The sequence below is a fragment of the Natrialbaceae archaeon AArc-T1-2 genome, assembly GCF_030273315.1.
Taxonomy (GTDB): domain Archaea; phylum Halobacteriota; class Halobacteria; order Halobacteriales; family Natrialbaceae; genus Tc-Br11-E2g1.
Map to the genome: position 1 here is coordinate 3,028,313 of NZ_CP127174.1, position 22,372 is coordinate 3,050,684.

Annotated in this window: 28 protein-coding genes; 13 read left to right on the top strand and 15 right to left on the bottom strand. The window is 63.4% G+C overall.

The features are described 5' to 3' along the window. The first annotated feature begins 190 nt into the window (after positions 1-190). The gene (locus QQ977_RS15625) at positions 191-430 is read left to right on the top strand and encodes a hypothetical protein (RefSeq protein ID WP_285926707.1); all 240 of its coding nucleotides are present in this window, start codon (positions 191-193) and stop codon (positions 428-430) included. Between the two features lie 5 nt (positions 431-435). Here the strand turns inward: QQ977_RS15625 and QQ977_RS15630 are convergent, their stop codons facing one another. The 3 genes from QQ977_RS15630 to QQ977_RS15640 all read right to left on the bottom strand — a co-directional run bounded on the left by QQ977_RS15630 (position 436) and on the right by QQ977_RS15640 (position 2,787). After that, complete coding sequence (locus tag QQ977_RS15630) at positions 436-723, bottom strand: hypothetical protein (protein ID WP_285926708.1); 288 nt, start codon at positions 721-723, stop codon at positions 436-438. Between the two features lie 232 nt (positions 724-955). After that, a complete protein-coding gene (locus QQ977_RS15635) occupies positions 956-1,963 on the bottom strand; it encodes a Cdc6/Cdc18 family protein (RefSeq protein WP_285926709.1) in 1,008 nt (335 codons plus the stop codon). 287 nt (positions 1,964-2,250) lie between these two features. Beyond that, entirely contained in the window at positions 2,251-2,787 is a 537-nt protein-coding gene (locus tag QQ977_RS15640) for a type IV pilin (protein WP_430540835.1), read from the bottom strand. 284 nt (positions 2,788-3,071) lie between these two features. Between QQ977_RS15640 and QQ977_RS15645 the strand changes: the two genes are divergently transcribed. After that, positions 3,072-3,869, top strand: coding sequence for a hypothetical protein (locus tag QQ977_RS15645; RefSeq protein ID WP_285926710.1), 798 nt, complete (start codon positions 3,072-3,074; stop codon positions 3,867-3,869). Between the two features lie 15 nt (positions 3,870-3,884). Here QQ977_RS15645 and QQ977_RS15650 read toward each other — a convergent pair whose 3' ends face one another. Both QQ977_RS15650 and QQ977_RS15655 read right to left on the bottom strand, forming a co-directional pair. Further along, positions 3,885-4,145 (bottom strand): DUF7386 family protein, encoded by a 261-nt coding sequence (locus QQ977_RS15650; protein WP_285926711.1) that lies wholly within the window; start codon positions 4,143-4,145, stop codon positions 3,885-3,887. A 245-nt stretch (positions 4,146-4,390) separates the two neighbouring features. Beyond that, a complete protein-coding gene (locus tag QQ977_RS15655) occupies positions 4,391-4,570 on the bottom strand; it encodes a hypothetical protein (RefSeq protein WP_285926712.1) in 180 nt (59 codons plus the stop codon). 88 nt (positions 4,571-4,658) lie between these two features. On the opposite strand from QQ977_RS15655, the gene QQ977_RS15660 reads away from it, so the two are divergent. The 6 genes from QQ977_RS15660 to QQ977_RS15685 all read left to right on the top strand — a co-directional run bounded on the left by QQ977_RS15660 (position 4,659) and on the right by QQ977_RS15685 (position 10,241). Continuing rightward, entirely contained in the window at positions 4,659-5,090 is a 432-nt protein-coding gene (locus QQ977_RS15660) for a hypothetical protein (protein WP_285926713.1), read from the top strand. A gap of 6 nt (positions 5,091-5,096) precedes the next feature. Beyond that, a complete protein-coding gene (locus QQ977_RS15665; protein WP_285926714.1) occupies positions 5,097-7,163 on the top strand; it encodes a hypothetical protein in 2,067 nt (688 codons plus the stop codon). Positions 7,164-7,165: 2 nt separating this feature from the next. Continuing rightward, positions 7,166-7,714 (top strand): hypothetical protein, encoded by a 549-nt coding sequence (locus tag QQ977_RS15670; protein WP_285926715.1) that lies wholly within the window; start codon positions 7,166-7,168, stop codon positions 7,712-7,714. After that, positions 7,711-8,523 (top strand): hypothetical protein, encoded by an 813-nt coding sequence (locus tag QQ977_RS15675; RefSeq protein WP_285926716.1) that lies wholly within the window; start codon positions 7,711-7,713, stop codon positions 8,521-8,523. Before QQ977_RS15670 ends, QQ977_RS15675 begins: the two co-directional genes overlap by 4 nt. Next, positions 8,516-9,682, top strand: a complete 1,167-nt coding sequence (locus tag QQ977_RS15680; protein ID WP_285926717.1) for a hypothetical protein — start codon at positions 8,516-8,518, stop codon at positions 9,680-9,682. Before QQ977_RS15675 ends, QQ977_RS15680 begins: the two co-directional genes overlap by 8 nt. 226 nt (positions 9,683-9,908) lie before the next feature. Beyond that, positions 9,909-10,241: a hypothetical protein gene (locus QQ977_RS15685; RefSeq protein WP_285928720.1), complete on the top strand. Its 333-nt coding sequence runs from the start codon at positions 9,909-9,911 to the stop codon at positions 10,239-10,241. 169 nt (positions 10,242-10,410) lie between these two features. On the opposite strand, the gene QQ977_RS15690 is transcribed toward QQ977_RS15685, so the two are convergent. The 7 genes from QQ977_RS15690 to QQ977_RS15720 form a co-directional block, all read right to left on the bottom strand. Beyond that, a complete protein-coding gene (locus QQ977_RS15690) occupies positions 10,411-10,800 on the bottom strand; it encodes a type II toxin-antitoxin system VapC family toxin (protein ID WP_285926718.1) in 390 nt (129 codons plus the stop codon). Then, entirely contained in the window at positions 10,797-10,949 is a 153-nt protein-coding gene (locus QQ977_RS15695; protein ID WP_285926719.1) for a hypothetical protein, read from the bottom strand. The genes QQ977_RS15690 and QQ977_RS15695 overlap by 4 nt, the downstream gene beginning before the upstream one ends. A gap of 378 nt (positions 10,950-11,327) precedes the next feature. Next, positions 11,328-12,947 (bottom strand): DNA-binding protein, encoded by a 1,620-nt coding sequence (locus QQ977_RS15700; RefSeq protein WP_285926720.1) that lies wholly within the window; start codon positions 12,945-12,947, stop codon positions 11,328-11,330. Then, a complete protein-coding gene (locus tag QQ977_RS15705) occupies positions 12,944-13,246 on the bottom strand; it encodes a hypothetical protein (protein WP_285926721.1) in 303 nt (100 codons plus the stop codon). Before QQ977_RS15705 ends, QQ977_RS15700 begins: the two co-directional genes overlap by 4 nt. Positions 13,247-13,251: 5 nt before the next feature. Continuing rightward, positions 13,252-13,713 (bottom strand): hypothetical protein, encoded by a 462-nt coding sequence (locus tag QQ977_RS15710; protein WP_285926722.1) that lies wholly within the window; start codon positions 13,711-13,713, stop codon positions 13,252-13,254. Between the two features lie 112 nt (positions 13,714-13,825). Beyond that, a complete protein-coding gene (locus tag QQ977_RS15715; RefSeq protein WP_285928721.1) occupies positions 13,826-14,074 on the bottom strand; it encodes a DUF7563 family protein in 249 nt (82 codons plus the stop codon). Between the two features lie 67 nt (positions 14,075-14,141). Next, on the bottom strand, positions 14,142-15,254 hold the full coding sequence (locus QQ977_RS15720) for a hypothetical protein (protein ID WP_285926723.1): 1,113 nt from the start codon (positions 15,252-15,254) through the stop codon (positions 14,142-14,144). Positions 15,255-15,345: 91 nt separating this feature from the next. Here QQ977_RS15720 and QQ977_RS15725 point away from each other — a divergent pair, with 91 nt between their 5' ends. From QQ977_RS15725 to QQ977_RS15740, 4 genes are all read left to right on the top strand, one after another. After that, on the top strand, positions 15,346-15,822 hold the full coding sequence (locus QQ977_RS15725; protein WP_285926724.1) for a copper resistance protein CopD: 477 nt from the start codon (positions 15,346-15,348) through the stop codon (positions 15,820-15,822). 74 nt (positions 15,823-15,896) lie between these two features. Further along, a complete protein-coding gene (locus tag QQ977_RS15730; protein ID WP_285926725.1) occupies positions 15,897-16,328 on the top strand; it encodes a hypothetical protein in 432 nt (143 codons plus the stop codon). A gap of 42 nt (positions 16,329-16,370) precedes the next feature. Then, on the top strand, positions 16,371-17,273 hold the full coding sequence (gnd, locus tag QQ977_RS15735; protein WP_285926726.1) for a phosphogluconate dehydrogenase (NAD(+)-dependent, decarboxylating): 903 nt from the start codon (positions 16,371-16,373) through the stop codon (positions 17,271-17,273). A 70-nt stretch (positions 17,274-17,343) separates the two neighbouring features. Next, positions 17,344-18,045, top strand: coding sequence for a hypothetical protein (locus QQ977_RS15740; RefSeq protein WP_285926728.1), 702 nt, complete (start codon positions 17,344-17,346; stop codon positions 18,043-18,045). Between the two features lie 9 nt (positions 18,046-18,054). On the opposite strand, the gene QQ977_RS15745 is transcribed toward QQ977_RS15740, so the two are convergent. Next, complete coding sequence (locus QQ977_RS15745) at positions 18,055-18,615, bottom strand: metal-dependent hydrolase (RefSeq protein ID WP_285926729.1); 561 nt, start codon at positions 18,613-18,615, stop codon at positions 18,055-18,057. 87 nt (positions 18,616-18,702) lie between these two features. Next, complete coding sequence (locus tag QQ977_RS15750) at positions 18,703-19,212, bottom strand: deoxyuridine 5'-triphosphate nucleotidohydrolase (RefSeq protein ID WP_285928722.1); 510 nt, start codon at positions 19,210-19,212, stop codon at positions 18,703-18,705. Positions 19,213-19,459: 247 nt separating this feature from the next. Here QQ977_RS15750 and QQ977_RS15755 point away from each other — a divergent pair, with 247 nt between their 5' ends. Further along, the gene (locus QQ977_RS15755) at positions 19,460-21,430 is read left to right on the top strand and encodes an aconitate hydratase (protein ID WP_285926730.1); all 1,971 of its coding nucleotides are present in this window, start codon (positions 19,460-19,462) and stop codon (positions 21,428-21,430) included. Between the two features lie 204 nt (positions 21,431-21,634). On the opposite strand, the gene QQ977_RS15760 is transcribed toward QQ977_RS15755, so the two are convergent. Then, a complete protein-coding gene (locus tag QQ977_RS15760; protein WP_285926731.1) occupies positions 21,635-22,243 on the bottom strand; it encodes a hypothetical protein in 609 nt (202 codons plus the stop codon). Between the last annotated feature and the right edge of the window lie 129 nt (positions 22,244-22,372).

A 22,372-nucleotide genomic window follows, 5' to 3' on the forward strand; every position in this document is an offset into this window, starting at 1 on the left:
AGTCGGGTCCACGTGAAGCTCGCGTCACCCAATAGTCTATACTACAGTTACATAAATCTAAGCTTACCTTAGCTTCTGTATAGCCCAAGATCTTTAAAGTGAGATAGTTCTCTATAATACCTAAGCCAATGCTCGATTTCAAGAACCTGAGATGGCCATAACTATAGTGATGAGAAAGCGTGCTGAATGGATGACAAGGTCGGATGACGAAATTCTCGAGTATCTCGAATCTGAAGGGGCTGGAACGCCGAAGCTGATTTCTGAATCGACTGGCAGGAACAACAACTACATCACGACGCGTCTTCGGAAGCTCGAGTCGTACGGACTGGTTGAACGTCCGTCTCGAGGGTTCTATACGCTCTCTGGAGTGGGTGAGAAGTACCTCGAGGGAGATCTCGACGCCTCGGAACTCGAGCCGGACGGGGAGTAACCGATTCACGCGTCCACCCCCTCGAGTCCGAGCCGGCGTAACAGCGGTTCGATCCACGCGGGCAGCTCGCCGTCACGATTCTCGTAACCGTCGGCGTCTAAGTCGAACATGGGCACGGCGACGTCCTCGTTCACGCCGAAGACCCACCGACGGCCGCCCTCGATGCGGACGTCGACACGGGCGTGGTTGTCCGGATCGCCGGTGATCTCGACGTCGACGGAGCGACCGTCCTCGAGATCGGTCGTCACTCGTCGCAACTTTCGGTCGGGACTGTCATCGGTTCTGACAGACATGTGTGGGTGAACGCCGGATATGGAATAAACGCTGACCCGTGGATGGGCGGAAAACGGGCCGAAAACCGCTCTCCGTGTCGAAAAGAACCGTTTCACGGCCTCTACTCCGATGGACGGAAAGCCGAAATCGTGGGCGGAAACTGAACGGAAGTGCGCTACCCGCCGAAATCGGACGGCTCGAGGGCGCTACGCGAATGGGCGGAAATGAACGGAAAGCAAAGGTGAATCACGATCAGGGCTCGGTGACGCGATAGACCTTCCCTCTCCCACAGCCGTCGGTGGCGATCAACTCGTACTTGTCCTCGAGCGATCCCAGATACCGCCGTCGGGTGCTGTTGCCCTTCGGTTCCGAACAGCGTTGCTCGTAGGTCTCGCGAAGCTCCGTCGCTCCGATCTCGCCGGCCGCCTCGATGATGTCGTACAACAGCCGCTTGTGCGTTCCGAGGTCGTCGACGCGATCGCGACGGATCTCCTCGCGGGCGTCGTCTTCGACACGACCGACGACGTCGACGGTGATCTCGCGTTCGTCACTCGAGTCGACGACCGTCGCGGCCTGGCGAAGAATCGCGATCGCTTCGCGGGCGTCGCCGGCGGCCGCATCGGCGATCTCGGCGATCGCCGCCGACGTGATCACGCCGGGAGCCAGCCCCGCCCGAATGCGCGCCCGGAGGATGTCGACCAGCTGGGCGTGGCTGTACTTCTCGAGGGCGACCGTCGTCATCGAGCGAAGGCGACTCTGGACGCGGCTGTCGGTTCGGGCGAGCAGGTCGTCCTCGTCGATAGTGATCACGATCATCGTCACGTTCGGGACGTCGTACAGCGCGTGGACGACCGTCTCGTCCTCGAGGCAATCCACTTCGTCGAGGATCACGAGCACCTGCCCATCGAACTCGCGAAACTGGTCGTAGAACTCGCTCGAGGGCGTGCCGTCGGTCGAGAGGTGTGCCGCGAGGCCGGCCGTCCGAACGAGTCGCTGGAGCACCGCGTTCGTCGACGAGTCCGACATGCAGTTGACGTACCCCCACCGAAAGTTCACCGCCTGCCGCTCGAGGCGTTCGGCGACGTACTTCGCAAGCGTCGTCTTTCCCGACCCGCTCGGCCCATAGATGAACGTGTGCTCACCCGGCGACTCGTGGGTGATCGGGCGCAACGCCGCCGTGAGGTGTGAAATCTGCCCGTCGCGATGCTCGAGTTCCGAAGGAACGAATGAGCGGCGAAGGGCTCGAGCGTCTGTGATCATACGCTATCGCTATCAGTAGCTGGTATTAATTACTGCTGATAGAACGGGTGGATGAGATAAAAAGGTGATCGTGGTTACAGCTTACTAAACACTATTGGCATGACTATGATAACATCCAACATTGTATTCTGGAGCCCTATATGATATATAACTGTCCAGTATTAACACTTGTGTAATTGTGATGTAATTGGTGGAGATTGCTTGGCTATGCACTCAGCATCACTCATTACCCAATTATCGACTTGAGCAGACGAAAGAAAACAAAGAAGCTGTCTCGTGAGGCGTGGTTAGTTGTCGTCGACTTCTGCGTCTTCCCACTCAACTGTGTCGGAAGAAACGACCGTGGTCACGCCTTCATCAGTCTCTGCAGTCACGACGACCTCTCCAGCAACGGATTCGTCGCCTTCACCTTCGACAGGGTCATAATCACTATCATCAACCCACTCATCATAATTTTCAGCATCGAACGTCACGCTGTCACCAACTGAATCAAGCGTTTCCTCTGCAGTTGCCTCTCCAGTATCATCAACCTGACTGAGCGTGATATTTATTGTCACCCTCTCCGAGTTACCCTCGGACTGCCACGTAACCTGGGTCTCTGCATCGGTAACACTATTATCAACGGACACACCTGCTTGAGCTTCACTATCGATTGAGTCACCAAGATCCAGCACGAAGGCAGCGATCACGGCGGCCAGGATGACTGTTATGGCCACCATGAGTATCACCCCAATGACAGGAGAGACAGCCCGTTCGTCTTCACTTCCCACCAGTTTCCGTGTTACCTTCTTTCCATCTAACATGTTTACGTGTTCGGTTGTCACACCATCTCGGCAAGAAGACTTTTGTTCCCAGTGGTATGATCACCACATGACGCCGATGGGGGGTCTACTGGCCCACGGTCGTCACCCTTCCTGCCGTTTTGGCGTGATGGTCAATACTCCTAACCGATGGTATATAAAACTAGATGATAGTCAGGAGATCCAGAGACTTAGCGGCGGTGATAGGCTATCACATCTGATAATCGACATACTGAATACCGATTCAAGCCCTCGCTGAACGACCCGTCAGCCAGAACCCTTTAGCGATCCGACACCAAACCACGAGCATGTCCGACTCGCCACTCTCGGAGCGCGCACTCGCCGACACCTTCGACGGCGGCCACTACGTCGATGCATGGGAGGCCGTCGAACAGTATCGCTCGGTGATGTCCTACTCCTCGCGACACCCCACTATGGGCTCGAGTGCGCTCGCCGCCCGATTCGACGACGTCCCTCGCGGGCGAATCCGAACGTGGCTCGACGGGGGTTCCCCCGACCCCGTGCGCGCGATCGACACCGCCCATGAGTACGGCTGGCTCCACGCCGGGTTCGATGACGAGACGTTTTCGGGACTGAATGCACTCGTCGCAAACGTCTTCTCCGGCGGATCGATCGCTGGACAGTACTACCAGCCGTCGTTCGCACTCACCCAACACGGCGAGCAAGCGCACGTAATCGACGCGCTCGAGTTAGCCGGAATCGACTACCGGATCGTCGACGATCGTGACGGCCGTGCCGACGAGGCTCGACCGACCGAGGACGGCACGGTTCTGGGACGTACGCTGGCGGCACTCGGCGCACCCGTCGGTCCGAAAGCCGGGAAACGGCTGGCGCTTCCCGACTACCTCGAGGACGCACCGGACGAGACGCGAGAACGGTTCGTGCATGCGTATCTCGAGAACCGCGCGGTCGAACGCGAAGGCAAGGACACGCTGACGGTTCGCGAGGAACGCAACCGGGAGTACCTGACGTCGCTGGCCGACCTCATCGAGGACGTCGCCGACGGTCCGGTCCGACTCGGTGAGAGAGACATCATCATCTCTGCCGATGCAGCTCGAAGCCTCGAGGGTTTGGTGACCCAGTGAGAGAACTGACTGTCGTTATCGATACCGACTCTCGACACTCGTCCGGTATCGCAACCCGAGCACGGAGGTGTTCGCGATCGCCTGGATCGTCTCGGGGTCGTACTCGTCGCGGGCGTTCTGGATGTTCTGTTCGGACTCGAGCAGGTGGGTCAACGCCGCGTCGATCACCACGGACATCGGCGGGTCGTCGTACTCGTCGGCGGCGACGATCGCACTCGCCTTGTCGAGCTTGCGCTGGCGTTCGTCGGTGAGCTTGAGGCTGGTTCGCGTGGTCATGTCTTAACTGGAGGTATGCACGGGGGGTCGGTTCGCGTCGCTCGCGGGTGAGCAACCGGTCGGTGCGTTATGAAGGGGTGTCGGGGTGCCGGCGTGATCGGCGCGGACTCCCGGCCCGATCGGAGCGATTCTATGCACCGCGGCCCACCGCCCACGGCTCGCAGGTGCATACATCGCGGTCTCCGTATACATTCGCGAGCAACCCCCAGGGGTCGGACTCGAGACCGCCATCGACGGGGCTGCGTTCATAGTTCCTCGACTAACTCGAGGGTCCACTCACCATCCCCGACGTGGCGCACGTGGAGGTAGTGTTCACCGTCGACGTCGCCGTTTTCGTCGACGAGTCCCTCGACCTGGAGGTCTCCTTTCGGCAGGGTGATCCCGGCGGAATCGCGGTCCAACTGGCGTAGTTTATTCAGTGCCATGACCCGGGGGGCAATCCGCCGTGTAATAAAGTTGGTGAACCTCTGTTTCCCTGACGTTTTAGCCGGGTTGGATCGACGGCGCGGTCGTATGGCGCTCACATTGCCACAGAAGTACGTCCCGTCGGCAGTTCGGCGGGAAGATGGTATCGATCTGAACGACGCGATCCTGGCACCGATCTGGGTGCTGGCGTCGGTCGTCACCGCGGGCGTGTTCGCCGTCGAGATGCTCGCCCCGATCGGCGCGTCGATGTCCGACCCGCTCTACAGCGCGCACGGAACGGACATCACCTACTCGTTCGTGATCGGGATGGTCGTCGTCGTCACCGCCTGGCTCACGAACGAACAGACGCCCGAAGAGTGGACCGACGTCGAGACGGTGGTGCTGTTGCTCGCGATCATCCTGAACATCCTCGGCGAGCTGGTGCCGCTTGTCTCGGTGACGATTCACGACTACTGGCCGCTCGGCTGGCTGCTCGTGATGCTCAACGGTGCCGCCTTCTACATCATCGCCTACAAGTGATCAAAAATGAGTGCTACAGACGCTAAGACGGACGAATCAGCCCATAACAGCCCACAGCCCACACAAGCGACCGACCGTGAGGTTCGCGAGGCACTCGAGGGCGATCGTACCGGCGACGGCATCACCCGCCGACAGGCACTCCGACGTGGCGCGACGACGGCCGGCGCGATCGCGGCGATCGGCGCGGGAGGCTCGAAGGTCGCTCCGCAATACGCTCCGATCGGCCGGGCACAGGCGGCCCCACCGCTCGCTGGAGCGGTAATGATCGGGGCATATGCGGGGGCGAGGTATACGTACTCCCAACTACGCGATGAGGACCCTGATATAGACTCGGACGATGTTATCGAGGATCAAATATATCATGCAGCCGAGACGCTATCAACAGGTCGTGAGTCTGTTGAGGCCGAGGTCGAGGCTCAATATACCGATGGAGACGGAAGCCGGACCGAGAATCCAGAGAACACTCCATACGGTCGCGCTGCGTATCAGGATATCCGCGCAGCGGTCGCTCGTGCTGCGGTCGACGGCGACGGCGAGTCAGACGCTATATCAGCATCTCACGACGCACTCGACCGCCGGACTACCATCGCAGTGATAAATCAGATATCGAGATGGAACGACCTCATAAACGGCCTCGCTGAACAGATCACTCTCGGGATCGAGGAGGGCGTTCACGTCTTGCACTCGCAGGACGACGACACGGAGAGGTTTACCGACCGATCAGTATCGGACATAGAGGAGGAATATGGGAGTGATTACGTCTCGTCTGACCCCGACGGGGATGCACGCATTACCCCTGTTGAGGCGTCCCAGGTCAATGACGATAGTTATGCGATCTGGGAGTGGGACCTAGATCTTCCTGTCGATCCTGATGAGATCGACGAGTATGATGGAGACTCCTATTCGATCTATGCCCTGTGCCCAACTATCGGCGAGGATATGCTGTTCCATCCGCTAGATGACCTATCTGACCTGTCTGTCGATGACTGGACTGGAGACCACCCCGTCGTGAGGCGAGACGCTATTTGGGCACATCATAGCGATCTGCCCACGATCAGGCTCATCACGCTGGAGGTAGATGGGGGTTATAGACTGTCTCTCAGAGCGATCAATGAGGCGTATATTAATATCCAGTCAGACATCCCGGATTTAGTGGAGTCTCTATATGCTGGATTTGCCCAGGGCGAACTCGACCCTGCCGACATCCTGAGCAGCCAAGGTATCGTGGACCAATTCGCCGACTCGAGCGAGCAATCCCGCCTCGCCGCGGAACTGCTCGCGGTCGGTGCCGAGGTGCCCGACGAGACGGGGTACCGCGCCACAATCTCGCATCCCGACCTCGAGGCTGACGAACTCGAGGGACTGCTGTATCCGCAGTTCGGCGACGCCGAACCCGTCTCGATCACGCCGGGCACCGTGCTCGAGTCGGACGACTACGACATGGCGTATTTCGGCTACGAAAGCGCCATCGACGACTCGTTTGAAACCGAACTGCTGTCGGGTGACGAACCGCTCGAGGTGATCGACACCGACGGCCTCGAGGACCAGCAGACAGTAGACGGAGCCGGCGATACGGCCGGCGACGACGGCCGCGTGATCGTCCACGAGGGCGACGACCCACCGGAGCCGATCGCCGACCCGACGCACGAGGATTACGACGGCTGGAAGATCCGCGTCTACGGCGAGACCAACGATCACACGGCCGACCTGACGGACGTGATCGAGGACGGAGACGACTACGTGCTCGAGCAGACTGACCTCGAGTATGGCGAGACAGTCGAGTCGGTCGAGATCGTCCCGTCGGTCGACTACTCCCGTAGCATCGACTACGTGGCAGACCCCACGGAGGTCGACAGTGAGGAGACGATCGAGCGCATGGATAATCTGCGCGATCAGGTCGACGAACTCGAGGAAGCCCTGGACGACGATGACGACGGCGGCGTCGCACTCCCGGGGATGCCGGACGATCCCTTCGAGGCTGGCGGTGCCCTGGCGGGGTTCGCGATAATCGCCGTGGTGATCACGGCGGTCGTCGGGTTCGTCACCAGTAACATCCCGTTCCTGGGGGACTGACCATGCGCCGGCTTTTCGTTTTCGTGACGCTGGCAGCGGTGGCGCTGGCGATGGGCATGGGCGGCGTGAGCGCACAAGCACAGGCAGCAAACGAGACGGTCGAAAACGCGACCGACCCCGACGAACCGACGTGTCTCGAGCCGATCGACTCCGAGACGTGCATCACCGACTGGCACTACAGCGGTGGCACGTTCACCGTCGAGATCGACGCCGACTCCCGAACCACGATCACCTACGCCGAGTCGGGACAGATGGACGAAGGCACCGGGCAGTTCGCGACGTCGACAGTGTCCGCCCCGGACGGCGAGTCGACGCATACGATCGACGTCCGCAACCCCGAGGGCGAGGCGGCGGTCACGTTCGCGACGCAGCTGTCCCAACGCGAGGGCGCTGGTGCGTACATCTCCACTGGAACCGAAGGGGAAGATCCGTTCAGACACTTCGGCGGCACGAGCGGGTTGCTCTCCGGCGTCGGGATGACGACCTTACTCGCCGGACTCGGGGCGTGGTACGTCGTCCGAAGCGAGGAATCCGGGGTGATCGAAGCGTGAGCGACACCAGTACCACCTTCGGCGGCTGGAGCGACCGGCTCACCTACATCGCTGCCGAGGGCCAGCTCGTCGTCTTCGGCGTGCTCGTCTCGCTTGGGGTGGCACTCATCTGGTGGCGGCCGTCGCTGCCGGGCATTCCGTCGATCGTCTACGGCTGGTTAGCCGCGTTGCTCCTGCTCGGCCCGCCGCTGCTGGCGCTGTTCGTCACCGGCGCTCGGAAGCTCCGCAACCGCAACATGGTGGCCGTTCACCACATCAACGGCGTCGACGACACCCGCCGGAAGCTCTACGTCGCCCCCGAACTCTGGAACCAGAAAACCGTCGAGGGACCGTCGCCGTATCCGGTCAACGACGGCGACGCATTCGAGGTCCGCGAGTTCGACCACCACGGCGACACCGGCGATCTCGTCGTCCGGGGCTGTTACTTCTCACAGCTGGCCGACTCCAAACTCGTCACCACCAAGGCCATGCTCGAGGACGTCCACGGCGACCTCGTCGACGCCTTCCTCGAGTACAACCGACTCCGGGGGCGCATCTCCAAGATGGGACTCGAGATTCAACGCGACGTCGTCAACGAGGAAGCCGAAGCCGACGAACGCGGGTTGATGAACCCCCGAACGACGGTCAAGGATCGCTTCGAGGCGGCGAAGAAAGACGCCGAAGAGCGCGACCTCGACGAGATCAAAGACGTCACCGACTACGTCAGCGAGTACAGCGACGAACACGGCATCGAGACGACCGGCGGACTCCCCCAGACCCAGGCACAGGCGACGGAACAGACAGCGACCGACGGAGGAACCCATGAGTGACGAACAGGACAACTACACGGTCGGCGGCTTTCGCGAGTACCAGCAGAACAACCTCGAGGCAGACCCCGAGGAGGTGCTCCCACACTCGGGGTTCGTTCGCGACGAGAAGCTCGATCGCCAGCTCACCGTCCGGGCACTCCACCACGATCCCGATCGCTGGAACGGCAAGGCGGCGAAAGACTACCTCGCCGTCGAGAAGAACCGCCAGATCCTCCAGGCCGAAGGCGGCCACACCGCCCGAAACGCCCTCGAGAACGGCGACACGGTCACCCTGAAACACTACATCGGCGACCCGTCCCAGCAGGCCGACCTGGCGGGCATCAAAGCGATCACCCGACTCCAGGAGATCGTCGCCGGTCCCGCGCCCGTGATCGTCGTGCTCGGGGAGATGGGTGCGGGCAAGACCGACTTCGCCGGACTGCTCGGCCAGCTCCGTGAGCGGTGGGTCGACGGCGATCTCCTCGTCGGCTCGAACATCCGGACGCTCGACCGGCTCGACTCGTGGGTTCGCGACGACGGCTCCGTCGAGGACGGCTGGATTCCGAACTACCCGCTGCTCGAGGAGTGGGTGCAACAGGACGGCGACCCCGTCGACAATCCCCAACAGCCGAAGCTGTTCATCGGCGACGAGTTCTCGACGAACGCTTCGGGAACCGGCGCGGACGGCCACAAGGTCCGCAAGAAGATGGGACCGCTCGTCTACAAGATCCGCAAGTACGGCGGCGCACTCATCTACATCGCACACGGCGAGTCCTCCATCCACCCGCTGCTGTGGCGCGTCGGCACGATCATCAAGAAGACGTCGCAGAAGCGAGCCGTCGTCGCCGACCGCGTCTCCGGCGGCAAGCTCGTCGACGTCGACCCTCGCCCGCTCGAGGGCATCCCACCGACCGACTGGGGCTTCCACACCCAAGACGAGGCGGACTGGTCCTGGACGGCGTCGGCCGACGACAAGGAAAACGAAGGTATCGCCGAAGAGGACGTGAAACGGGTGGCCGCCTGGACGATGGAAGAGTGTCGTCGGCAGGGGATGTCCGCCCGCGAAACCGCCGAATTCGTCCCCTACAGCCACGCAACCGTCGCAAACTGGTGGAACGACATCGACGACGGCGGCGAGAAAAAAGAGTGGATTGACACCGTCGAGCGGGTGATCGCATGACGACGACGGGATACCTGCCTGTCAAGCGGAACCGACCGCCCTTCACTCGAGCCCACAGCCCACCGCGCCAGCCCCGGCTCCGGCCCTGGCGGGCCGGATCCGGCGGCGATGGGCGCGCGGCTCGAGGGCAGCGGAGGCGTATATATATCGGCGCGCGACGCGCGTGGTGTGCGTGAAATCCCGCTCGAAGCGCGCGAACCACTTCGGCACGATCGTCGAGAAGCGCATGGCGAAGAAACGACGGTTCGACCTGGAACGCTCGAGCTGGCACGACGCCCGCTTCGGGAACGGCACGCCCGTCGAAATCAAGAGCACCATGCTCGAGCACGCCGACGGCCAGCCGGGGACGTTCAAAGTCTACCGCACGTACCACGAAAAGCTCCGGCGGGCCGACGGCTGGTACTGTTTCGCGGTGTATCGGCCACATGGTCGCTCCGGACTGACGGTCGTCAACGACAAGATGGTTCGCTCGTGCGATCTCCCGCTACTCCGGTGGCACGGTGGCGGTGATCACCGCGACACCCAACAGGCGAAGATCGCGATCTCGGATATCTTCTGACCCCTTCCTAAGCGGACTCGACAACGACTCTTATCGAGGTCCCGCTTTCCCCTATCGCCGCCGCATTACCCGTTCTTCCGTCTGGTATCAGCCGGCTCGTCTTTCTCGAGCGCGGCGAGCGTTATGCGAGCCGCGCAATTGCCCTGCCCCCTTAGGGGCATAGTGAGGGCTAAAATACCTTCTCGGGAGATTTCGCACCGTGGTCACGGAGTTCGGCATCGAACGAAACGAGTGTCGCATCGACAGCGTTCGCAGCAGCGAGTACCAGTGCATCCATTGGATAGAGGAGCGTCTCGTCCTGAAGGCGGTTGGCCTCGATCACGTCGGAGGCGTCCGGAAACGTGACTGTCGTCCGTGACGACACCCGCTGTTCGATCTGTTCGACCCGCTTGCGGTCGAACTGCTTTTTCTTGGCAAGGACGCTTCGAAGCTCCATGAGATTTAGCACCGACGTGTACGTGTCATCGGCGTCGTTGAGAACGCTCACCGCAGTTTCCGACCGTTCAGTATCACGTGTGACGGCAGCGACGAGCACGTTCGTGTCGAGAAAGAGCCTCATATTCGCTCACGGACGTCCCGAACCTCTTCGACTGCATCGACTTCGATGTCGACTGCCAGCTCCTCGAGTGCGTCACCGAGTGGGACCTCTTCGTCGTCCGCTGGATCTTCTGCCATGAACTCAGCGAAGTCGTCGGTCGTGAGGCTCATACTCCCGGGTTGTCGACCTGAGTGCAAAAGGTTGCTGGTGGCTCACGTACACGACAGGAGATTAGGGGTGCAGCTTCTCGCGACCGCTAATTGAATTTTCACGCGCACCGCAGGGGTGCGTTTCATCTGGATCAACTGGAGATGCACGAAGGTGGGGGTGGGGTGCCGTAATTTTTTGACTCTGTCCCCTTGGGGACACCCGCCAAGGGGTGTGTCGCGCGCAGCGCGAACGCACCCCGCTGGCGTCCCGTCGCGATCGCGACGGCGACCCCACCCTCGTGGGCTCGAGAACAACCAGAATTGTATCCGTCCGACTGTTATCCAACCTTGGTTTCTGAAATAAAGGAAGCGAAAAGCGTTGCCACTACGAGGGCCGGTTCAGCGGTCGGCGACCGTACCGACGAATCCGCTTTCAGTGCCGCCGTCGGGTGTCTTCCAGGTCATCTGCGCCCGCCGGAGGACAGCCGGATCGTTCCCCGAGCGCACCCACTTCTCGAGGGCTTCCGTCGCGATCGCCTGGACGTCCTCGAAGCTATCGGACTTGAGCCAGGACAGCACGGTGTCGATCCGGAGCCGGCGGGGGTCACCCGCGTCGTCGAAGACGATCTCGGCGCCGTTCGTCGCGAGCCACTCCTGGAACGGCGAGGACTCGGCGAGGTGATCGGCCAGGCCCATGATGTGTTGCATCCGATCGGCGTAGCTTTCGATCGCGGACTCGGCGGACTCGGCGATCGCCCGTAACTCCTCGCGGTACTTCCGTGCTCGATACGAAACGTGACCGTCCTCGAGCTGAAGAATCTCCCCGAGTTCGTTGATCGCCCGGTAGACCGTCGCCGTGTGATACCCCGTCTTCTCCTCGAGGTCGTCGACGGACTGGCCGCCGTCGGTGGCGACGAGTTCGGCGATCTCCTGTTCGGAGTCGCGCATGTCTCGCAGCGTCGTCATCAACAGGTGTTCCTGCTGTGCCTCGAGGCGCGGGGTAGGATCGTCGGAGAGCTCGACCGGCGTCTCGCGCGCGACGGCGTCGAAGTGATCGTCCGGGACGTAGACGGCGGTACCGTCCGGTGCCAGCGGGACGTCCGCCCAGTTCAGCGTGTTCAGGATCGTCTCGTCGATCTCCTCGCGAAGCTCGTCGCGCTCGCTCCAGGCGAACGCATCACCGCCGTTCAGTTTTTTCTTCACCAGCACGCCGTACTTCGGATGGTACGACGGATGGTCTTTCGACACGGAGTTCGCGTTCTCGAGCAGGTAGTTCTTCAGCTGCTTCCCGCGGTGGTGGTCGGGGAGTAACGCCTTCGCGTCGTCGGGCCGGAGCAGACATCGGTGCATGTGACCGACGACCTCCTCGTTGTCGATCTTGTACTCGGCTTTCGCTCCCTCCGTATCGGCGAGCAACAGCATGATCTTGTGCATCACACCGGCTGAAATCAGCTTTTCAGCCCATTCCCGTCGGATTCGCACGTATCGCTCGTAGGCGTGGATCGTACTCGCCTGGTGTGGGGATTCGCTCCAGTACTGTCGCGACACCCGTTCGTCGGCCTCCTGAAAGACGCCCGCGTAGAACGCAGACAGCAGCTCCGGGATCGTGTCCGGCTCGACGTTGCTCGAACGAAACTCGACGTCGACGCCTTCGACGTCGCCGACCTGATTCTCCCACGGGAGATCCATCGGCTCGCGGGTCTCCCAGTGACGCATGTTCGGGAACCGGGGCGAGATATTGAACGAACACTTCCGTTCACCGCGGCCCCGGCCCTTGATATTCCACTCGTAGAGCCGTTCTGACGTCACATTGTCGGACAGCCGCGGGGCGAACCCGGATTTCTGATAGTACACCTCCAGGTGCCAGCGTTCGCCGTCGACGTCGACACCGAACTCGAGGTGACCCTCGAAGGGTGGCCCGAGCATCACCGACGTCAGTCCCCAGTAGGGGGCGAGTCCCCACTGTGGGTACTTGAACCGGCCCTCACACTCGTGAGGACAGGTCTCGACGTGGCTCACTCGTCGTCACCCCGCTCGCTTCGGACGAGACCGGTCAGGACCGCAACCGGGTTCCACCACGTTGCTGTCTGACACCGGTGGCAGACGTGTTTGAACGAGGTGAGATCGCTCGCCTCGAGGCTGATCGGATCGGCCTGTGGTTGGTGGGTGATCGCGTCCGACGAGACGCGTTTGACGCGAACCTGTCGACAGCCGGTGCAGATCGCGTCGACCGGGATACCGCGGTGACCGGCCGCATCGTCTTCTAACTCTGCCCGGAGATCTCGCTCCTCGAGGTCGCGATCGGCGTCGGTGCTCACCCGACTCACCTCCCTCCAGGTCCGCGAAGGTCGTCGAACGCGGCCGTCCAGGGCACCTGTCGGTACTGATCGGCACACCGACCGCCGTCACCACACTCCCACCAGGACGTCACCAGCGCGTCGACCGTCGTCGCGCTCGTCAACGCCATCCGACAGACGTCACCCTCGGCGTGATCGTACACCGCCAGGACGTACTCACCGCCGGCCTCGAGCAAGCGCTCGTGATTCTCGCGACGGATCCACCAGCGCCCATACCGCCCACGGTAGCGCCGGCGGCAGGCCTTCACCTCGACGGGCGTTCCCTCCTCGGCGATCGGCGAGCTGGCAAGCGGCGTCTCGATCGGCGCAACCGTCCGGGCGTCGAACCACTCCGGACTGTCGTCGCCGGCGACGTGCTCGAGCGGCCACCGATCGCAGGCGGCCGTCTCGACGGTCCGCCCCCAATCGGCGTTGTCCGCGACGCTCACAGCAGATCAACGCGCGTTCGGCGGATCTCTCGAGCACAGTCGGGACAGAGCCGTCGGTCGACGGCGACGGTCGACTCACACCGTTCGCACTCGTCGTTCTCGACGACGCGGCTCACGCTCGCTCACCTCGCGGTTCGCTCCCGTGACGGCCGGGGTCGGTTTCGGGGTCGGGAACGTCGACGTCGACACCAGCAGCTGATCCTCTCGTCAGTCGTCGGTAGCTATCGCACTCGGGACAGCGATGGGCGACGTCGCGATCGTCGCCGAACACCCGGCCGAACCGGTCGGTCACGTGGGCTCCACAGTGCTGGCACGTCGAGGTGTTCGTCGACGGCCACGGGGCGGTCGTCACGCCGACCACCCCGCGTTTGCGCAACTAATCGACAGACGTGACGGGGTCGAAGTCCGATCCGGACTGATATCAAATTTTACCCCCGGAATACCGAAACCCGAATGTGACGAAAAACGCCACATTCGACACTCTGCGACGAGATTCGTGTTAGTTTCAAAACGGGACGTCCGAGAACGGGCGCGACGGGATACAGCAGGTAAACGAGTCGCATCGGCGCACGTTTCGTCCGTCGCCAGACGGTTGTCGCGACGACGCGCGTTCGACGCGTCGTTACGGGTACGAGCAGTCGCTCGAGTCCGACCGTCGTCCAGCCGCGGCCGACGACTGCTCTGTTCGTGTATGACGAGTCCGAGAGCCAGTGGACGGTCCCGATCCGTACCGCAGCGGCGACGCCGACGCCGGTCAACGCGACGGTGAACCCGACCCCGACACCGCCGACCGCAGCCGGTGGTACGAACGCGGGTTCGAGTCCGGGAACGCCGACGACGAGTCCGTCGGCGAGCCAGCTCACGGGCCAGAACTGGACCGGCCGGGAAAGCGCCGTGATCACCGAATCGACGCGACCGGTGACGAACACGGAGACGTACGCGAGCGCGAGGACGATCCCGAGCGGTATCTTCAGCCTGGCTAGGGGTTCGTAGCTAGACAGGAGGTGACGGACCGCGAGACCGCACGCGACCCCGCTCGAGACGGCGGCGAGAACCACGAGCGGCGTCGCGACAGCGAGGACGGCGAGCACGGACGCCGACCCTACTCCCAGAGCGAACGCGGAGCCGACGACGGCCGTCGGAACGACGAGCCAGCTCGCGACGAGTACCGCCTCCGCGAGCACCGTGGCGGCGACCAGATTGGGGATCGAGGTAGAGGAGAGATGCAACGCCGGCTGCTCGAGGTCGCCGACTTTCGTGACGGTGCGGACCGCGACGGTGACGGTGATCCCCACCCACACCAGACCGACGACGGCGCGCGTCCTCGAGCGGACGGCCACGTCGGCACTCGCGGCGGCCGTTCCGAGTTCCCGTCCGACGGCGTACGCGCCAGCGCCGCCGCCGGCCGTCACGCCGACGAGCAAGATCCCGAGCAAGAGCACGCCGACCGCCTCTCTGGGTGTCTCGCGGATCGACCGGAGCCGTCGGTGGAGGTCGCCACGGACGACGTGGAGGATCACCGCCGGCTCGTATCGGACCATCGACGGACGTTCGACCGCGAGTGTAAATGGTCTGTCGGTTCCAGTGGACGAAGTCGCAACGCTCATACGCGACGTCTTCGAGCCACGTGATATGATCGATGCCGCGGTGCGGATTACCCACCTGGTGTTCGCCGCCGTCTGGGCCGGAAGCGTCGTCTACGTCGCGCTCGTCGTCCTGCCGCTTGCCCGCGACGGCGCGTTCAACACGACGAGACCGCTCGAGGCCCTCTCCGGGAAGCTCACGACCATCTCGCGGGTGAGCGCTGTCGTCTTGCTCGTGACGGGCGGTCACCTCGCCGGGACGGGCTATACGATCGGCGAGAACGGACAGGGGCTGTTCACCTCAATCAACGGCCAGCTCGTACTCCTGATGGTCGCGCTCTGGCTCGTCCTCGCCGCACTCGTCGAAATTGGAGCGAAACGGTTCGAGTCGGGGCTCAACGGAAAGAAGATCAGAGAGCCCGCCCGGTCGGCGCTGTCGGTGTTCCGGGCCGGCGCGGTCGTCGCCGTCGCGTTGCTCGTGGTCGCCGGATTGATCACGACTGGCGTGGCCATCAGGTACACCTGACGTGACTCCCGGTCGAATCCGCTCGCATGACCGTCCTGCGAAAAATACTTAGTGGGTTACTGTAAGGTGAACGTATGATGCTCAGGGGTAGGGACGTGGCGCTGTCGCTGCTCACGGTCGGGACGGCCGCAGCCGTCGGCTATCTCCTTCGTTCCGATCGAACGCGTACGGATCGTGGCGAACTCAAAGCCAACGTCGGCGCACGCATCGTCGAGGACGTTCCCGACGGCGCGGTCGTGGTCGACGTCTCCTCTCGAGAGTTACAGTCGATTCCCGTCGTTCGTGACGCCATCGGCCGTGTCCTCCGGGCCGACGCTACCGAGGAGTGGACACACGTCACGCTCGAGACCGACGACGCCTGGGACGTCGTCGACGCACTCCGTGGATCCCTGCCGTACTACGAGGGAGATGGGACGGCGTACAACGGGATCTACGTCCGCTGTCGCGACCGAATCGTCGTCATCGACGCCATCGGCTGGGCGCGTCTCGAGGAACCGATCCGGTAAGAAATCGCAACCACTACCACGGCCGCGAGCGCAGACGCCCTCATGCAACTGGGCGTAATCGGGCTCGGTCGAATGGGACAGATCGTAACGGAGCGAGTTCTCGAAGCGGGCCACGACGTCGTCGCGTACGACCTCGATCCGACGGCCGTCGCCGACGCCGCCGATGCCGGTGCGGAACCTGCCGACTCGGTGGTCGACCTCGCCGACCGACTGGGCGAGCGAAAGCGAATCTGGCTGATGGTCCCCGCAGGCGAGGCCGTCGACGCCGCACTCGACGACCTCGAGGACCTGCTCTCTGCCGAGGACGTCGTCGTCGACGGCGGCAACACCTACTTCGAGGACTCCGTGCGCCGGGCCGAGTCCTGTCCCGCTTGCTATCTCGACTGTGGCACCTCCGGTGGTCCGGCCGGCGCCGAACTCGGCTTCTCGCTCATGATCGGCGGTCCTGAACACGCCTACGAGGAGCTCGAGCCCGTCTTCGACGCCGTCGCCACCGGCCCTGACGGCCACGCCCACATGGGTCCCGCCGGCTCGGGCCACTACGTCAAGATGGTCCACAACGGCGTCGAGTACGCCCTGATGCAGGCCTACGGCGAGGGGTTCGAACTCCTCCACGAGGGACGATACGATCTCGACCTCGAATCCGTCGCCCGCGTCTGGAACAACGGCGCAGTGATCCGCTCGTGGCTGCTCGAGCTCTGTGAGGAAGCGTTCCGCGAGGAGGGGACCGACCTGGGAACGGTCGCCGATCGCATCGAGGGTGGTTCGACCGGAACCTGGACCGTCCAGGAGGGGCTCGAACAGGAGGTCCCGGTGCCACTCATCTACACCGCACTTGCCGAACGATTCGGCTCCCGTGCCGACGACGGCCGCTTCTCGAGACGGCTCGCCAACCGACTGCGCTACGGGTTCGGCCGCCACGAGGTTCCGAGACGGGAGACGTGACGGTCAGAAGTGTTATCAAGGAGTGGCCGATTTACTCGAGCGAGGGCGCGTAGCTCAGTGGACAGAGTTCTTGGTTCCGGACCAAGATGTCGCGGGTTCAAATCCCGTCGTTTTCGCCATCGAACCGCTCCGACGCGCGTTCGAATCCGTCCAGACGACCGGCGAGCTCCCGACGCTTGCCGCGCCGGTCCTGATGGGGTACGTCGTCTGGGCGTCGGGAATGGCGTTCACCCTGAACCCACTCGGCGATCAGGGTGCGACGCTGCCGACGACGCTGTCGGTTCCCGAGGCCGCTCGAGCTGTCGTCCGCGGTCGACTCCTCGTCGCGGTCGTGGCGACGGCGCCGCCGGGACTCGCGTTCGTGGGTCTCGCCGCAGCGTTCAGCCCGCTTTCGATCGCCACGTCGGGTGCAGTTCTCGTCGCGACCGCCGTGGGAGTCGTCGCGACTGCCGCGTTGGCGACCGGGATCGGCGTCGCGTTTCCCCGGTTCGGTGCCGTTTCGGTGACGCGCAATCGGCGGGTCGTCGTGCCGAGCAAGACCGCCGCCGTCGGCTACTCGCTTTCCGTTCTGGTGTGTGTGGGCGCACTCACCGCAGTCGTACTCGAGCCGATCCGCGAGTCGATCGCCGCCGCGCTTACCTCGCCGATCGGTCCGATGGCTGCACTCCCCGTCGACGTCCTCGCGGCCGGGCTGGTGCTTGCAGTCGCGTCTGTCCCGATCTGTTCGTATCGGTACGCCGTCTCGCGGATCGAACGGTACCGACTCGAGTGATCGATCGGCTCACTCGAGCCAGCCCGAGGTCCAGTCGACGAGCCGACGGCGCACAGCCGCGTACGACAGCGAGACGACGACGCCAGCGACGGCGAGCGCCTGGATCGTACTGTACTCGTCGAAGATCACGAGCGAGGGCATCGCGAGCCCGACGGCGAGGACGGCGTCTTCGGGTGCGCCGTCGTAGCGAACCCACCGACGCGGTGCGATCCACCGACCACGTACGTGGTCGTACACTGCCCGGTCTGAGGGGTTTCGCCAGGGATCGATCGTGGGACCGGCTCCGAACGCGTCGCTTACGGCGTGCAGCCACGCGGCGACGGCGAAGGCCGCGAGGCCGACGGTGACGTTCGAGAGCGAGAGGGCAGCGAGAACGACCGCGGGAATCGCGGCGACGCCACCGTAGACGGGAAAGTGAAGCGTCCGGCGGTGTTCGAACGCGACGTCGAGGTCCGGGAAGATGCCGCCGGCGATCGCGCCGACTGCGAGCGGGAGGGCGAACTCGGGTGCGAGGTAGGCAAGCGGCGCGACGACTGCCAGCCCGGTGAACGCGTGGGTCGTCGCCATCATATCCGGCCACTCGGAAGGCGAAGGATAAAACGCTCGTGGATCTCCGCTCGAGGCTGCGACCGCCCGCGGTCGGGGCCGGGACCGTGGCTACTCGAGGTTCTCGCCCTGATAGGAACCGTCGTAGACATCCTCGTGATCGGCGTCCGCGAGCACGAGTTGGGCGATCCGGGCGTCGCGCTCGAGTTCGACGTCGTGGCCGACCTGTAACAGCCCTTCACCTCGTCCCTCGTAGCCGGCGTCCCAGACGGCAGTGTTGAGCATACAGGAGTTGCGAAGCAACGACGAACGCGGGTAGACGAAGCCGACGTGGCCCTCCGGGATCGCGATCCGTTCGCCGTATCGGACGACGTACGAGCCCGTCGGCAGGTAGTAGGTCTCGGGGGCGATCCGGTCGCGTTCCTCGAGCGGGCGTGCGATTCGGTCGCCGATCTCTGTGCCGTCGCTGGCGATGCGGCCGGGCTCGCGTTGCTCGAAGACGACGTCGAGGGTGAGATCGACGCCGTTTGGCTGGATCTGCTCGTCGTCGACCGGCGAGACGTGTTCCGCGACGAAAGCTCCGGAACGATGCATGTCCGCGTGAGAACGGGCAGCCGGCAAAAACCTGTCGCGTCCGGATCGGACGATCACTCGCGTCGGATTCGGTCTCGGCCGTGAGATCGGTCACGGATATTGGGACGGTCAGAGCCACCAGCCCGGCAACCGAGTTGGCGTGTCATCGTCTCGCTGACGAACCGAAACCGTCACGACACACACGGCAAGCGTTCGGTGTCTTGGAGTCTCATACGGTCATCCTCGACAGAAACACGCTGGATTTATCAAGGCGGACAGTCGAGGTTCAGACGCTATGGGACAGACACTCACTGAGAAGATCCTCGACGACCACCTCGTCGAGGGCGAACTCGAGACCGGCGAGGAGATCGGGATCGAGATCGATCAGGTCTTGACACAGGACACGACGGGGACGATGGTCTGGCTCCAGTTCGAAGCGATGGGGTTGGACGAGGTCCAGACCGAAATCGCCGCCCAGTACTGTGACCACCAGACCTACCAGTTCGACTTCAAGAACACCGACGACCACCGCTTCCTGCGTTCTGCTGCTGGCACGTTCGGGGCTCACTTCTCTCGTCCCGGAAACGGCATCTGTCACAACGTCCACCGCGAGAACTTCGCGGCACCCGGAAAGACGCTACTGGGCTCTGACTCGCACACCCCCACGCCCGGCGGCCTGGGCCAGCTCGCTATCGGTGCCGGCGGGATCGACGTCACCGTCGCGATGGGTGGCGCGCCGTACTACATCGAGATGCCCGAGGTCGTCAACGTCCGCCTCGAGGGCGAACTCCCCGAGTGGGCAACGGCGAAAGACGTCATCCTCGAGTTGCTCCGGCGACTGACCGTCAAGGGCGGCGTCGGCAAGATCCTCGAGTACACCGGCCCCGGCGTCGAGACGCTCACCGCGCCCGAGCGCATGACCATCACGAACATGGGCACCGAACTCGGCGCGACCTCGTCGCTCTTCCCGACCGACGAGCAGACCAAAGACTACCTCGAACGCGTCGGTCGCCCCGAGGACTACGAGGAGATCCAGCCCGACGAGGACGCCGAGTACGACGACGAGATCGTCGTCGACTTAAGCGACCTCGAGCCGCTGATCGCCCAGCCGTCGATGCCCGACAACGTCGTCCCCGTCAAGGAAGTCGAGGGCGAATCGGTCGAGCAGGTCATCGTCGGCTCCTGTACGAACGGTGGCTACGAGGACATCCTCCCCGTCGCCAAGATGCTCGAGGGTCGCGAGGTCGCGATGGAGACCGAAACCATCGTCGCCCCCGGCTCCAAGCAGGCCTCCGAGATGCTCGCCCGTGAGGGCTGGGTCGCGGAGATGATGGCCGCCGGCGTCAACTTCTCCGAGGCGACGTGTGGTGCCTGTATCGGCATCGGCCACGTGCCCGCCTCCGATTCGGTCTCCCTGCGGACGTTCAACCGCAACTTCGAGGGCCGTTCGGGTATCGAGGACGACAACGTCTACCTCTGTTCGCCCGAGGTCGCCGCCGCCGCCGCCATCAAAGGCGAGATCATCGACCCACGGAACCTCACAGAGGAAGAGGAGGACCTTGAGGCACCCGGCATCGAGCTCCCCGACGAGTACGACGGCTCCAAGACAGATCTCATCGCCCCCGAGGAGGCCGTCGACGACGAACTCATCAAGGGGCCGAACATCGGCGACGTCCCGCTGAAAGACGACCTCGAGAGCGACCTCGCTGGCGAGGCCCTGTTGAAGATGGAGGACAACATCACGACCGACCACATCATTCCTGCGACCCAGGACATCCTGATGTACCGGTCGAACATCGACAAGCTCTCGGAGTTCACGCTGAGTCGTGTCGACGAGACCTTCGCCGAGCGTGCCGCGGAGGCCGACGGCGGGTTCCTCGTCGCCGGCGAGAACTACGGCCAGGGCTCCTCGCGTGAACACGCCGCGATGTGTCCGATGTACCTCGGTATCGACGGCGTCCTCGCCCAGAGCTTCGCCCGGATCCACCGTGCGAACCTCTTTAACTTCGGTATCGTCCCCCTGATCATCGACGAGGACACCTACGAGCAGATCGACCAGGGCGACGACATCGAGATCGTCGACGACGTCCGCGAGGGCGTCGAATCCGGCAACGAAGAGTTCACGGTCCGCGTCAACGACGAGTGGGAGGCCACCGCGACGCTCGACGCCTCCGAGCGCGAACGGGACATGCTCGCCGTCGGCGGCAAGCTCCCGTGGACGAAACAGCAGGCCGAAGAGAGCGGCGCTGCACCCGCAGACGACTAAATCGGTATCTCCCCTTTCCGCTCCCTTTTCTCTCGTCTTCGCTCTCGCTTTCGACAGCGCCGACATCGTCGGCCGGGGCCCGACGCTCGACGAACATCTCGGATCCGTCGGCCGCCGGCGTCCGTACCGTATTAACGCCCTCGATTATACCGTCGGACAGATGCTTTGATACACTATCACCGGGAACGTCCTCCGGTGAATGTATCAGCCGTTCTGTCCGGCGGTATAGCCCGCGAACCGAACTCGCCGCTCGGCGTCGGCCGCGATTCGCTCGAGTGTCTTTCCCATCAGATACCCCGCGAACGGACGGACCAGCCGCCAGTACCGGCGAAACCGCCGCCTCGAGTTGGCGTCGGTCGTCGCGGTTCGCACCTCGTAGGTGAGCAGCGTTCGGCTCTCGTCGTCGGGCCGGACCGACAGGCTTGCCGCGATTTTCGCGTAACCCGGGTCGTCGAAGTCCGCGAACGCCTCGGGATCGACCTCCCGCCACTCGATCGACGGCTGCCAGAACGTGCCGACGGCCCCGACGACGAGTTCGTCACCCGGCTCCTCGTCGAGACGTATCCACTCGTCGATCTCGTCGAGGTCGCCGAAGGTGAGCCGGTCGAGCATCGGCTCCGGCCGTCTCCCCCGCACGCGCTCGAGGACGTGCGTCGGGACGATCCGGAGCCATCCCAGCGCGCGGACGATCGGGCCTACATCGAGTAGATCGACGGCGAGCATCGCCTGGTAGGTCGTCTCGGGGTCGGCGTCGACGATCGCGTGTCGGGTCACGGTGACGTCGTACTCGGGAAGGTGGCGATCGATCAGCACGTCTCCTCGCTCTCGTTCGGTTCGAACAGCCCTGCGAACTCGAGGGTCCCCGGATCGGTGCTCGCCGCAGTCTGTCCCTCGCTCGAGCCGTAGGCTACGAGGACAGTCGCCATCGCTTACCTCGTGGCA

Bases quoted from the DNA above. Each gene is read 5' to 3' on its own strand.
- QQ977_RS15660 (WP_285926713.1), top strand. From the start codon at position 4,659: ATGGCGCTCACATTGCCACAGAAGTACGTCCCGTCGGCAGTTCGGCGG.
- QQ977_RS15690 (WP_285926718.1), bottom strand. From the start codon at position 10,800: ATGAGGCTCTTTCTCGACACGAACGTGCTCGTCGCTGCCGTCACACGT.
- QQ977_RS15630 (WP_285926708.1), bottom strand. From the start codon at position 723: ATGTCTGTCAGAACCGATGACAGTCCCGACCGAAAGTTGCGACGAGTG.
- QQ977_RS15680 (WP_285926717.1), top strand. From the start codon at position 8,516: ATGAGTGACGAACAGGACAACTACACGGTCGGCGGCTTTCGCGAGTAC.
- QQ977_RS15670 (WP_285926715.1), top strand. From the start codon at position 7,166: ATGCGCCGGCTTTTCGTTTTCGTGACGCTGGCAGCGGTGGCGCTGGCG.
- QQ977_RS15645 (WP_285926710.1), top strand. From the start codon at position 3,072: ATGTCCGACTCGCCACTCTCGGAGCGCGCACTCGCCGACACCTTCGAC.
- QQ977_RS15665 (WP_285926714.1), top strand. From the start codon at position 5,097: ATGAGTGCTACAGACGCTAAGACGGACGAATCAGCCCATAACAGCCCA.
- QQ977_RS15655 (WP_285926712.1), bottom strand. From the start codon at position 4,570: ATGGCACTGAATAAACTACGCCAGTTGGACCGCGATTCCGCCGGGATC.
- QQ977_RS15730 (WP_285926725.1), top strand. From the start codon at position 15,897: ATGATGCTCAGGGGTAGGGACGTGGCGCTGTCGCTGCTCACGGTCGGG.
- QQ977_RS15685 (WP_285928720.1), top strand. From the start codon at position 9,909: ATGGCGAAGAAACGACGGTTCGACCTGGAACGCTCGAGCTGGCACGAC.
- gnd (WP_285926726.1), top strand. From the start codon at position 16,371: ATGCAACTGGGCGTAATCGGGCTCGGTCGAATGGGACAGATCGTAACG.
- QQ977_RS15720 (WP_285926723.1), bottom strand. From the start codon at position 15,254: ATGGTCCGATACGAGCCGGCGGTGATCCTCCACGTCGTCCGTGGCGAC.
- QQ977_RS15625 (WP_285926707.1), top strand. From the start codon at position 191: ATGACAAGGTCGGATGACGAAATTCTCGAGTATCTCGAATCTGAAGGG.
- QQ977_RS15635 (WP_285926709.1), bottom strand. From the start codon at position 1,963: ATGATCACAGACGCTCGAGCCCTTCGCCGCTCATTCGTTCCTTCGGAA.
- QQ977_RS15695 (WP_285926719.1), bottom strand. From the start codon at position 10,949: ATGAGCCTCACGACCGACGACTTCGCTGAGTTCATGGCAGAAGATCCA.
- QQ977_RS15755 (WP_285926730.1), top strand. From the start codon at position 19,460: ATGGGACAGACACTCACTGAGAAGATCCTCGACGACCACCTCGTCGAG.
- QQ977_RS15745 (WP_285926729.1), bottom strand. From the start codon at position 18,615: ATGATGGCGACGACCCACGCGTTCACCGGGCTGGCAGTCGTCGCGCCG.
- QQ977_RS15725 (WP_285926724.1), top strand. From the start codon at position 15,346: ATGATCGATGCCGCGGTGCGGATTACCCACCTGGTGTTCGCCGCCGTC.
- QQ977_RS15650 (WP_285926711.1), bottom strand. From the start codon at position 4,145: ATGACCACGCGAACCAGCCTCAAGCTCACCGACGAACGCCAGCGCAAG.